We start from the raw sequence: 11,451 nt of genomic DNA, 5'->3' as shown, positions 1-11,451 counted from the left end.
AACATTTATGTCATATACAGAATTCCCTTGCGGCCATCCCCGGAATTGGGTGGGCTCTGTCTGGAAAAAATATTCCTACAGAATATACAAATTGTGCTTGAAAAAGTGTGCCACAAAGGACGAGGCGGACGACTTGTTTCAGGAGGTGGCGCTTCGTTTTTGCAAAAAAGCGGAGTCGCTGAATAATCAGGTCCATCTTTTGCCCTGGTTTGAGGCTGTGCTTTTGAACTGCCACTACAACGGCTATCGTAAAAGGCGGCTGGTGTGTGAAATCCCGTTTTCGAGTCTGGGCGAATCTATGGCATTTTACGATGCGAATGTGGGCGATACTAATGTGTTTCCAAAGGAGGAACTTTGTGCGGAGGCAGTCATGGGGATGTTTACGAATCTGCTGAGTGTGCTGAATCCGTTCGAAAAGATGCTTGTCGAACTCTCGATTGTGGGCGGGCTAAGCATCCGCGACCTGAGTCAACTGACAGGGCTTTCGCGGGGGAGCATCGTTCACCGGCGTGATATTGCGTTTAAGAAAATGCAAGAAAAAGTATCCACGTTCAAGGACCGGATTCAAGTGATTACGGGGCGCGATGCTTCTTTGCGAGAAATTATTGAATATGCTGGTTGAAATGCTTCTAAAATTTCGTAATTTTATATTGTGAAAAATTTGCTCCATCTCATCTGCATTCTCGTTTTGGCTACTTCGTCTTTTGCTCAAGACGTGTGGCTTAACTTTACAAGCCCTTTCCCCATAAAGGCTGCCGTCCCTAATGGCGAGGGGCTGCTTATGGCGACAGCGGGAGGTGTCCGTTACAGGGCGAATACGGCCGACGACCTCTACACGACCTCGAACGGCCTTGGCGACCAGTCGGTTGCCGCCGTGATTATCTCAAAGGATGCTGGCGTCTTTTCAGTGACCGACAATGGCGTTATATCGTTGATGATGCCGGGTGGCCACTGGGTGGTCCAGAGCCGTGCCTATGCCGGTAGCAACACGCATGTGATTCCTGGTATGGCGCTTGCTTGCGGCCCGGTTCTCGTGATTGCCTTCGATGACCGCCTGTCGTTCTTTAGCATCAAGACGATGACCTCCATCCTCACTATCGACAGGCTTGCAGATATCAGCATTTCTGCAAATCCCGTGAGCGCTATGGATATTCGCGGGGATTCCCTGATTGTTGCCGCGGGTGGCGCTCTTTACATGCGCAAAATGGATTGGGACAACCTGGAATCCGATGTGACGCTTTACGATCCGGATGGATGGACGGTGATTCAGAAGGCTTCTAGCGATAACAAGCCTATCAAGAGCATTGCCTGGAAGGATGGCAAAATAAAGGTATTCCCGACGGAAGGCATGAGAATTTGGGACAAGGACGGCGAAACGCGGGTGGCGCTCGATACGTTCTCCCTGTTTTCGGATACTGACCAGATGGTTTGTGTCCGTGGAAAGGTTCTTAAGGATTCCGTCCTGTATGAACGCGATTCTGTAGTCTATAAGGAAAATGGTAAGAGGGTAGCGCGCTATTTTTACAGGTCTATTGTCCGCTGGGTGTCGTTGCAACCGTCGGGAAATGCTGTTTTGGCCGGTGCGAGGAAGATATTCCACTACGATGGCGAAAAACTGAAGGACATTTCGACATATAGGTCATTTCCTCTAAATCAAGTTTATGAACTCGAGGCTCTCCCGAAGGGCGGTGTTTTGGCGGCTACCGACAACGGGCGCCTGTCATACTATTATTATTCGAAGGATGCCAATGACTATAGGTGGAGCGACCCTGTTCCTATAGATCCAGGAGTCCCTGCGTTTGCGAACAATTCCGATGCGCGTGCGCACAATCTGAAGGTTTTGTCGGTCCTCCCTACAGGTGGGGCGATGTACCATTTCTGGGGTTACGGCTTTTACTTATACAGTGGCTGGGCTGAAACGCTGACCAATACGTTTACGCTGAGCGACCATAGCCATTCCTATTGCATGGACAACTATTACGAGGGCTCCAATATGCCTGGTGAATTCACAATTGCCGTATCGACGACCGTTGCACCGGACAATATGGGCTTTTTGACGACATCTGCATCGAATAAGGGCTATAGCCTGGTTTACATCGATATTAAGGGGAGTTCAACGACGATGTCTTGTGCAAGCAATGTGGGGTCTGGCCCTATTGGCGGTCCGATGTATGCCCGTCTGAGTGATGATGGCAAGCAGTGGATTGTCTATGTGGGGACACGCGACGGAGCTTCACTTGATGCGGGCGGCGGGCTGGACGTGTTTACCTTTCCGGTGCCAAAATCAAGAGGCGGGGATATTTCCTGGGTGGATACGACTTATAAGGAATTCTATTCGGGGCCGTCCTCTACTCCACTGGATTTGGTTTACGAGCCGAAGACCGACAACGTCTGGATGGTCACGAACTCCGCAATCCAGTACTGGGACAAAGATGAAAAGGATTTGAAGACGCCGCTTTCGACGAACGGTCTAAGCGGTGCCAGTTACACCAGTATCGATGTGGATAGCCGTGGAAATCTCTGGGTCGGCACTACGTCGCAGGGCGCGTACCGCTTGACTCCTCGATCGACGAGTCCAGATACGCTCTCCGTGCAGCATTTTACGAGTCGTCATGGGCTCCTTAGCGAAAAAATTCAGGATGTGGCCGTGGATACTGTCCTTGGCGTTGTGTGGTTTGCCCATGAAAATGGCATTACCCGTTATAAGCGCGACGACCTGTGCGGAACGGAAAAGAACATGACAGACGGCGCTCTTGAAGATGTCAAGGTTTACCCGAATCCGTTCCGTCCGAAATTGCAGGCACTTGTTTCGTTTGTCAATCTCGCCGATGACGCTGTTGTCCTTATCTATAACAGAGGCGGAAAGCTGGTGAAGTCGCTGAGCGGGGAACAGATTGCCGGTGGCCGTGCCGCATGGGATGGCCGTATGAATAACGGGAAAATCGTGGCTCCGGGTATCTACCAGTATGTTATCCGTGGCGGCACCAAGGTTAAGAAGGGCAAGCTTCTAATTATTCATTAGTCGTTTGCGAGGATAGTTATGAATAAGTTATTTGCTTTTGCCGCATTTTTTGCTGTGGTGTCCTTGATGGGCTGTGCTGGCGAGCGTCAAGGCCTTGTCTGCGAAGAGATCGAATACCGCCTGAATACAATGACGTATTCTCCGGACCAGCGTGCTTACATGGAAAACGAACTGCGCACCTGCCGCGAAGACGAGTCAAAAAAGAAAAACGAGTCCGGACAGTCCGGGGATATTTACGAACGCTATGCCAAGTCGCAGGGGCTCGCACCTCGTGATTCCGCCGCTGATATTTCTGTCCAGACTTTGTTGCAGGATTCTTCCGAAGAAAAGACGACTAGCATTTACGACCGTTACAAGTCTACTGAGGCAAATAAGTAATGCCGACAATCATGACTCTTGCAGGCAAGACGTTTGAACCGGACTTGCCGAATCGATTGCTTTCTATTGCAACTGAAATTCGCAATGCCGGTGGCCGCGCCTTCCTGGTGGGCGGCTGGGTGCGCGATGCGCTCCTTGGCAGGACTTGCCGCGACTACGATGTCGAAGTTTACGACCTCACGCAAGATGAACTTGTTCCGATTTTAAAGAAGTACGGCCGTACGAATCTTGTAGGTAAGGCGTTTGGCGTGATCCATTTGGCGATGAAGGGCCTCTCGCTCGATTTCTCGTTCCCGCGTACCGAAAGCAAGGTTGGCTATGGTCATCGCGGTTTCGTGGTGCATACGGATGAAAAGCTTTCGTTCAAGGAAGCGGCACTCCGCCGTGACTTTACCATCAATGCGATGGGCATGGAACTTCCGGAACTTACACTTTGCGACCCGTACGGCGGCATTGACGACTTGAAGAAGGGACTCTTGCGCCATGTGGGACCTGCCTTTGTCGAAGATTCGCTTCGCATTTTGCGCGGTGTGCAATTTGCAAGCCGCTTTGCGCTTAGGCTTGCGCCCGAGACGATTGAACTTTGCCGTACGCTTTCGCTTGAAGACCTTTCGATTGAGCGCTTGTTCGAAGAGTTCAAGAAGTGGCTGTTGAAGCCAGGCAAGCCGTCGCTTGGATTGCGTGCATTTTTGGACATCAAGCTGAATGAATTTTTCCCGGAAGTTTTGCCACTGCGTGGCTCCTGGGAAGACTTGGGCGAAATGCTTGATAACATGGAGAGCTTGCGCAGGAACTTTGCGAATGCTGAAGCGGCAGGTGGAGCTGTTGGTGACGCCGAGTGCGCACCGCTTTCGGACGATCAGGTGATGGAATTTGCGTTTGCCGCATTCCTCAGCGGGAGTCCAAAAACATCTCTCAAGTTTCTCGAGCGCATTACGAACGAATCGCACTTGGTGAAGAACGTTCCGCTGCTCTTGGATGCTTACTGCGGACTCGATTTTGCAATTGTGGACGATGCGCCGGCGCTTCGCCGCATGGCGGTGAAGCTGGGTGGCTTAAAGCTCTTGTGCCTGCTTGTGAAAGCCACCCCGCGTAAGTATTACGCGGCCGCCGGCGAATCTGAATTCCCGGAAAAGCTTTGGCAAGCCGCTGCAAGCCTCGACTTGCTCAATGCAGCTCCGCAGCCATTCCTCATGGGCAAAATGCTTATGGATCTGGGATTCAAGCCGGGCAAGCAAATGGGCGAAACTATCAAGCAAAGCTTTGAGCTCCAGCTCGACGGTAAAATCAAGAACGCCGAAGAAGCAATTGCCTGGGCGAGAAGTAGAACTTAGAGCGAAGCGATAATCTCACTTAGAACACTCTCTTTTCTCTAAAAGAACATAACTAAGTTCTAGGAGCGAAGCGAGCTAAGTTCTGCCAACTAAGGCGCCTTTGGCGCCTTTATTTCCACCTAAACATTCCAGTGATTCCTGCGGGGACGCAGAACACGATCATCGGAATCTGGATAAGCTCTACAGGCAAGAACGCGAGCATGCGGCGCTTGGACTTGAGCTTCCAAGAGGCGATGCTCAAGAATACAAAGTCCACGACAATCTTGGGCAGAATGCTGAACACGCACCACTGCCACGGAAAGTCGAGGAATATAGCGCACCATGGACTCACGAACATCCAGATGTAGTACGTGTAAATGAGCGTGAGCAAAAGGATGTAGGCTTTGCTTTCGTAGTTCGTGCCGTTGCTGCTCCAGCGGGCGCGCTGGTTGAAGAGCTGCTTCCACGTGTGTACCGGGGCGGTCTCGATGACGGCGTCCTTGTCGAGATTGTAGCAGACCTTCGTTCCTGGGATTTTCATCATCTTGTGGATGAGCATGTCGTCATCGCCACTCGAGAGGTTGATGAGGTCTCCGAATCCGCCGACTTTAAAGAACAAATCCTTCTTGTAGGCAAGGCAGGCGGCGCTTGCTACGATGGGGTGTCCCCAGCTGAATCCGGCTGCTTCCATGGCGGTGTAGCCGAGCGTTTCCAGTTTCTGGTAGAGGTGCGGCATTGAACGCGAACCGTTGTTCTGCTTGGGGCCTTGCACAATGCAGATGCCGTCGACAAATCGCCCAGCCATGGCGGTAATCCAGCTCTTGCGCGGGATGCAGTCGGCGTCCATTGTCAAGAGCACTTCGTTTTTGGCAATCTTGAAGGCGCTTTCGAGCGCGCGCTTCTTGGGGCTTGCTATTTGCGGTAAGTCTTGCGGGAGGCTCAAAACGCGGAAACGTGGGTGCGTGGCGGCAAATTTTTCGAGAATCTCGCGCGTGCGGTCGGTAGAGCGGTCGTCAACGCAAATCACTTCCCATTCGCCAACGTAGTCCTGGGCGGCGACCGCTTCGAGTGTGCGTTCGGCAAATTCCTCTTCGTTCCTCATCGGGATTACGACCGAAACACTCGGGGTTGCTTTGGGGCCTTTATAGCGATGCGTCTTTAACAGTCCTACTATGAAGAATAGGAACAGAAGCGCATACAGCGCGGTCAGGCATGCGAGAATAATGCCACCCATGCGTTTTAATTTAGAAAATAGAAGTTAGAGCTTAGAACTTAGAACTTAGAAAAGGCTTTGAAGTTACAATTTTTCTCGTCTCTCGTCTCTCGTCTCTCGCCTAAAAACTAAATTTAAGCCTGTTAATCTAAGTTCTACCAACTAAGTTCTGCCAACTACTAACTAGTAACTGCGCCGTAGGCGCGAATTGCTTATGCTCCATCCATCCGCTTTTGTTCATCCGAATGCCAACGTCCACGAGTCTGTCGTTATCGGCCCCTGGTGCGTTGTCGATGAAGGTGCGGAAATCGGTGAAAATGTGGTGCTTGAATCGCGCGTGCGCGTTTACGGTGGCGTGACCATCAAGGCAAATACGCATGTTTACGATGGGGCGATTCTTGGGGCGCCTCCGCAAGACCTCAAGTACGCAGGGGAGCCGACTCGCCTTGAAATTGGCGAAAATTGCATCATTCGCGAATACACGACGCTCAATCGCGGCACAGTTCAGGGCGGTGGTTGCACTTGCATTGCGCCACGCGTTCTCATCATGGCTTATGCCCATGTGGGGCACGACTGCCAAATCGGCGAGGGGGCGGTCATCGCGAACGCCTGTCAGCTCGGCGGACATGTGCGCATCGGCAAGTTTGCGACCCTTGGCGGCACCACTGCTGTGCAACAGAGGAACCAGGTGGGCGCCTACGCTTTTGTGGGTGGTACGCTCAAGGTCGATTATGACGTTCCCCCTTGCAGCCGAGCTTTCGGGAACCCGCTCCGCTTTGCTTCCCTCAACCTCCATGCGCTCCGCTTGCACTCCGGTGAATTTCCGGCTGAACGCATTGCTTTTTTTGAGCGAGCTTTCCGCGAACTGTATCGTGGAAAGCGCCCGACCGCAGAAGTCATCGAAGAATTGAAAAAAGGCCCGGAACCTCTGTTCCAAGCCTTCTTTGATGAGCACTGGGGCGGCTCTCTCGTCCGCCCGTAGCACTTGCGCTTTTGTGCTCGTTTTTAAGATTCTAGAAAATTAGAGCCTGCGGGAATCCCGGGTGCCATTTTTCGGCGTTGGGTTCATAGGCGTCAAAGCCGCCCGTGTAGCCGAATCCCCAGTAATGGAACGACATCCCGTTCTCGATTGCCGCCTGGGCTGCTTTCTTTGTCCAGTAGGCCTTGCCGGAATTGCTGGGCGGGGTTCCCTGGCAGAACGCCGGATCGCCACCGGCCACACCGAATTCACCCATGTTCATCGGAATCTGGTCAAATCCGTTGATATCGGGATAGAGCTTGTAGGCGAGGCCTACGTAGTATTTCATGTCTTCGGTCGCTGTGGTTATCAAAGCATCATCGCCAATGCAGTTGTAGCCGTGGCCCTGATGGCTGTAGGTGTATGGTTCGTAGTAGTGGCCACTAAAGATGATGTTGCCGTCTTGCGGTAAATGGAGCATCGTGAGGTCTGCAAACTTTGCGGCATGGTAGGCTTCGAACATAATGGTTTTGCCGGGAGCTGCAGCGCGGATAACCTTGTAGGCGTCATTCATCAGCTGGTCCACGCGTTCGGCGTTGGGGATGACTGGCTCGTTCAGAATTTCAAGTACGACCTGGTTGTCCTGGAATTCGCCCATGGCTGCTGCCACTTGGGCCCACATGCCAAGGAAGTGGGCTTTTTCGGCCTGGTATTCTGCTGGGACGAACGGGCATCCGTTGGCACCACCAGCGCAGTTCAGGTCGGTGTAATGGTGAAAATTCACGACGACGGTAAGGCCGTTTGCGATAGCGAGTCGGATGTCTTCAAGGACTCCAGCAAGGCGGTTCGGGTCTACGGTATGGGTGGAATAGTCGGAGCCATTCTGCCAGCGGACCGGGATGCGCACGGAGTTGAATCCTGCAGCCTTGATGATGGCGAAGTCCGTGTCGCGAATGGGGTTGCTCCAGCCGCTGTCGTCCGAGCCGTCGGAATCCCAGGAGTTACCGAGGTTGATGCCGCGTCCAAGGGCCGCGTTCATGGCTCTTCCCAAAGAGTAGTCTACCGGAATTGCTGTAGGCTTGTTTGTCGCAGGTGCCGTAGGAGACGTTGCCGAACCTCTGTCGCAGGCCCAGAAGGCGCATCCGATGGCTGCAACAGAAAGAAACTTTTTAATCATGGTAACCCCCAAAAAAGGTTATGTACTTAAATACCTGTTCTCAAAATCTATATAAAACAAAAAATAGAAAATTAAAAAAACTGCATATCATCTGTTTACGCATGAGTCCAATGTGACAACCGTCAAAAAATTTAGTTTGTAAATATTCTGAAACGTTGCGCGGGCAAAAATTTCCGTTTACGCTTGAGTCCAGCGTTTATGTGGCTTAACAAGCGGTATTCCGTTGATACATCTAGCTTTGCAAAGCCTTTTTTGCAAAACAACCAATCGGAATTTCGAAAAAACAAGCTATATTGTAGATGATCCGAATCTGGAGAATTGTACCTATTATGAATGGAAACTTTAAAAAAGCCATTTGGAAGTCCGCTCTAGCGGCGATGCTTCTTGCTTCATCTTCTTTTGCTGGCTACGGCTTTAGCGATTACCGCGACCGCGACCAGTCTCACTTTGTCATGAAGGAACCCAAGCCGTTCCGTCCTGATAAGGAAGTTGTCACCGTTGTCATGCGCGAAGCTATTCCGCGTGGTGGTGGCTATACCTATCAGTATCCGCGTGAAAACCCCGAACCGGTACTCACGGATAAGTACGCTATGGAAGGCGCTCTTTCCATGGAAATCGAGCTTATCGCAAGTGACTACTCCGGTGTCGCTATTTGTATTGCGGGTTCCGTGGACTTGACTCCGTACTTGGAAGATGGTGTTCTCGAATTTTGGCTTAAAGGTGCCCAGGGTGGCGAAAACGCCTTGTTCGTGCTCGTTGATGACGGCGTGAAGAGCAACGGCGAATCCCTCCAGGTCAAGCTCCGCTCCAAGAGCCTTGGTGAAATTACGACTGAATGGAAGCACTTCAGCATCCCTCTGAAGCTCTTCGGCAATACCGGTGTGTACTGGGATGCGAAGAACACGCGTGAAGTGATGCTCCCGTTCGCATGGTCCAACTTCAAGGGTTTCCGTCTTGAAGTCCGTAAGGATGAAAACGAATCCTTCAAGGTTTGGATTGACGATATTGTGATTAAGAAGCATGGCAAGCCGTACGAAGGCCCGGCTCATTATCCGTTCCGCAACGAGATTTAAGAGGATTTTATGCGCAAAACTGTTACTTCCCTTTTACTAGCGTCTAGCCTCGGTGCTGCGTGGGCACTCCCTCCGCAGTTGCAGCTTGATTCCCTGCACGCTTCGTTGGATACTCTTTCCGGCAACATGGAATCCACTCTCCTCGGCAAGGACGATCTGCCACTGGCAGTCTCCGGTTACATGGCTTTCCGTTTGAAGAATTTCCACTATTCCGAACGTAGCCCGTGGGTGCAAGATGACAAGGCCCGCACAAGTGTCGACGCTATCTTGAACGTGAACGTCGTCGCCATGCCGAACTCCTACATTACGTTGTTTACGAACCTCATGTTCCCGTTCGACCTGAGCGGTATCTTTACGAATAACATGGGCAAGCATCCGACGGAAGCTCCGGGCAACTACGACGAACGCGTGTTGTTCGACCACTCTACCGACTACTATGCATCGACCATCAACGAAGAAATGAACGTCGGTGTCGATATCCGTGCCGGTGTGTTTGGCGCCTACATTACCGCAGGTGGTGTTATCTGGGCAAACGCATCTCCTTTGACCATGTGGGAACGTGAAACGAACCCGCGCTTTGTATGGCAGTACGAACTTTTCGAAGACGAAAAGACCGTTTCTACCTACTATAAGGAAAAGGCTTTCAAGCCGGTCAAGGAAGGTGGTCGTGCGTTCTGGACGAACCGCTCCTTCGGTGGCGTCTTTGCGAACTTCTACCAGCTCCCGTACGACATGAAAGCTCAGTTCCTCGTGTCTCAGCCGATTGACGCCGACGTCGCTACCCGTGACGGTCTCCGTATGTACGGCGGCCAGCCGGGCGAACTCGAAATGTCCGGTGGTTACGATTTCCGTGGTACGGTCCTCCATGGCCGTGTCGCCAAGGAAAAGATTGCTGATAACCTTACCGTCGGTGTGAACTACATGGGCGTGACCTACGACAAGGGGTCCGTGTTTGAAGATGAATTCCGCAGCCAGTGGAACAACTTCTCTAAAAACGGCTTGCCGGTCCTCCTCAATACCCATGTGATTACTGCTGATGTCAAGGGCAACGTCACTCCGAAGCTCTTTGTTATGGGCGATGTGGGTGTAAGCATCACGGATTCTACCATATTTGTTCCGGATCCGAATGCTGCCGACTATTCCGCTGACCCAGAAACGGGTGTTGCCAACAATACTTCCGGTTATTCTACCAACAAGCAGGGTTATCGCTCCAGTGTCGCTAACCCGAAGGTCGGTGTCTATGTGAAGGCCCAGAGCAAGTACGTTGAAGGTTGGCCGATGACTGCAGAACTCGTGTTCTTCCAGCCGGGCTTCTACTCACCGTATTCTCTCACGAACCCGTCCCGCTTCACGGGCTGGCGCAAGGACGAAACCTACCTCAACGCAGGTGCGCTCCGCTACTCCCCGAACATGGCCGGTATCAACTTCAAGCTGGAACCGAGCTTCAACCGCGGTTACTTTGACTTCCAGTATGCCCAGCATCGCCAAATCGACCCGGGTCTGGACGTGATTGCATTTAACTACCGCTTGAACGGTCGCAACATGTGGGAATCTTCTAACTCCTGGACCAAGCACAAGCCGCTCTTTGTGGCTGACTCCGGTAATGCTTCCGGTGCTGCCTACATTAGCCGTGCTGGTGCTCACAAGAGCTCTTCCGATGGTATCAAGGGTTACCGTCAGCGTGGCGGTCTCTATGGTGGTACTTGGGAAATGTGGGAATCCTTTGCCGCATTTGAAAATGGCAACCAGGTGGCAAAAAACCAGGTCCCGATGCATGCCAAGTGGTCCTCCTACCTCTCCTTCATGGGTGGTTACGATATCGGTCACTGGATTGGTACGGAACGCAATGTCATGTTGACCGGCTATTTTGCCTTCTCCGGCATTTCGACTTCTTTTGCTCCGATTGCGGTTTCCGAAAAGCAGTCCAACATGCTCATGACGAGCTTCTATGGCCAGATCGAACCGACCGTCGCCGTGACGCCGACCTTCCATATGGTGGGTATCCTTGGCATGGAAACGTTCAGGTCTGATAAGGCTTACATGTTTACTGAGGCTACAAACATTATTAGTAAGCCGCAGAAAGACAAGCCGAGCTACTTCTACGAAGTGAGCGCCAACAACCTTATCCAGAAAGCTCCTATCAACTACAGGGACTTCGCTATTGGCCTTGGCTTTGACTGGGATTTCTCGGATCGCGTGGGGCTGCACTTCCGTTACAAGTTCATGACGCACTCTGACGAAACGGTTTCTGATAATAATTGGCATTCCCATTACATTGCCGCCGAAACCAAGGCTTGGTTCTAAGGGAGGATGCTAA

9 protein-coding genes are annotated in these 11,451 nt (G+C 51.9%); 7 read left to right on the top strand and 2 right to left on the bottom strand.

All coding sequences use genetic code 11. The features are described from left to right. Positions 1-97 precede the first annotated feature (97 nt). Genes B3A20_RS07960 through B3A20_RS07945 form a run of 4 tightly spaced genes read left to right on the top strand, consistent with a single transcriptional unit; the run spans position 98 to position 4,734 of the window. Positions 98-622, top strand: a complete 525-nt coding sequence (locus B3A20_RS07960; protein WP_290763361.1) for an RNA polymerase sigma factor — start codon at positions 98-100, stop codon at positions 620-622. Positions 623-652: 30 nt separating this feature from the next. Then, positions 653-3,022, top strand: coding sequence for a hypothetical protein (locus B3A20_RS07955; RefSeq protein WP_290763360.1), 2,370 nt, complete (start codon positions 653-655; stop codon positions 3,020-3,022). Positions 3,023-3,040: 18 nt separating this feature from the next. After that, positions 3,041-3,400, top strand: coding sequence for a hypothetical protein (locus tag B3A20_RS07950; RefSeq protein WP_290763359.1), 360 nt, complete (start codon positions 3,041-3,043; stop codon positions 3,398-3,400). After that, positions 3,400-4,734, top strand: a complete 1,335-nt coding sequence (locus B3A20_RS07945; protein ID WP_290763358.1) for a CCA tRNA nucleotidyltransferase — start codon at positions 3,400-3,402, stop codon at positions 4,732-4,734. Before B3A20_RS07950 ends, B3A20_RS07945 begins: the two co-directional genes overlap by 1 nt. Positions 4,735-4,843: 109 nt before the next feature. Here the strand turns inward: B3A20_RS07945 and B3A20_RS07940 are convergent, their stop codons facing one another. After that, positions 4,844-5,947, bottom strand: a complete 1,104-nt coding sequence (locus B3A20_RS07940) for a glycosyltransferase (protein WP_290763357.1) — start codon at positions 5,945-5,947, stop codon at positions 4,844-4,846. 193 nt (positions 5,948-6,140) lie between these two features. Here B3A20_RS07940 and lpxA point away from each other — a divergent pair, with 193 nt between their 5' ends. Beyond that, complete coding sequence (gene lpxA, locus B3A20_RS07935; protein WP_290763356.1) at positions 6,141-6,908, top strand: acyl-ACP--UDP-N-acetylglucosamine O-acyltransferase; 768 nt, start codon at positions 6,141-6,143, stop codon at positions 6,906-6,908. A gap of 31 nt (positions 6,909-6,939) precedes the next feature. On the opposite strand, the gene B3A20_RS07930 is transcribed toward lpxA, so the two are convergent. After that, entirely contained in the window at positions 6,940-8,061 is a 1,122-nt protein-coding gene (locus B3A20_RS07930; RefSeq protein ID WP_290763355.1) for a glycoside hydrolase family 5 protein, read from the bottom strand. 329 nt (positions 8,062-8,390) lie between these two features. Between B3A20_RS07930 and B3A20_RS07925 the strand changes: the two genes are divergently transcribed. Both B3A20_RS07925 and B3A20_RS07920 read left to right on the top strand, forming a co-directional pair. Continuing rightward, positions 8,391-9,134, top strand: a complete 744-nt coding sequence (locus tag B3A20_RS07925) for a sugar-binding protein (protein ID WP_290763354.1) — start codon at positions 8,391-8,393, stop codon at positions 9,132-9,134. 9 nt (positions 9,135-9,143) lie between these two features. Then, entirely contained in the window at positions 9,144-11,438 is a 2,295-nt protein-coding gene (locus B3A20_RS07920; protein WP_290763353.1) for a hypothetical protein, read from the top strand. Positions 11,439-11,451: the final 13 nt, after the last annotated feature.

It is taken from the genome of Fibrobacter sp. UBA4297 (assembly GCF_002394865.1).
Classification (GTDB): domain Bacteria; phylum Fibrobacterota; class Fibrobacteria; order Fibrobacterales; family Fibrobacteraceae; genus Fibrobacter.
The sequence above is the reverse complement of the archived record's forward strand: the minus strand, read 5'-3'. Positions and strand labels throughout refer to the sequence as shown.

Bases quoted from the DNA above. Each gene is read 5' to 3' on its own strand.
- lpxA (WP_290763356.1), top strand. From the start codon at position 6,141: ATGCTCCATCCATCCGCTTTTGTTCATCCGAATGCCAACGTCCACGAG.
- B3A20_RS07920 (WP_290763353.1), top strand. From the start codon at position 9,144: ATGCGCAAAACTGTTACTTCCCTTTTACTAGCGTCTAGCCTCGGTGCT.
- B3A20_RS07940 (WP_290763357.1), bottom strand. From the start codon at position 5,947: ATGGGTGGCATTATTCTCGCATGCCTGACCGCGCTGTATGCGCTTCTG.
- B3A20_RS07950 (WP_290763359.1), top strand. From the start codon at position 3,041: ATGAATAAGTTATTTGCTTTTGCCGCATTTTTTGCTGTGGTGTCCTTG.
- B3A20_RS07930 (WP_290763355.1), bottom strand. From the start codon at position 8,061: ATGATTAAAAAGTTTCTTTCTGTTGCAGCCATCGGATGCGCCTTCTGG.
- B3A20_RS07945 (WP_290763358.1), top strand. From the start codon at position 3,400: ATGCCGACAATCATGACTCTTGCAGGCAAGACGTTTGAACCGGACTTG.
- B3A20_RS07925 (WP_290763354.1), top strand. From the start codon at position 8,391: ATGAATGGAAACTTTAAAAAAGCCATTTGGAAGTCCGCTCTAGCGGCG.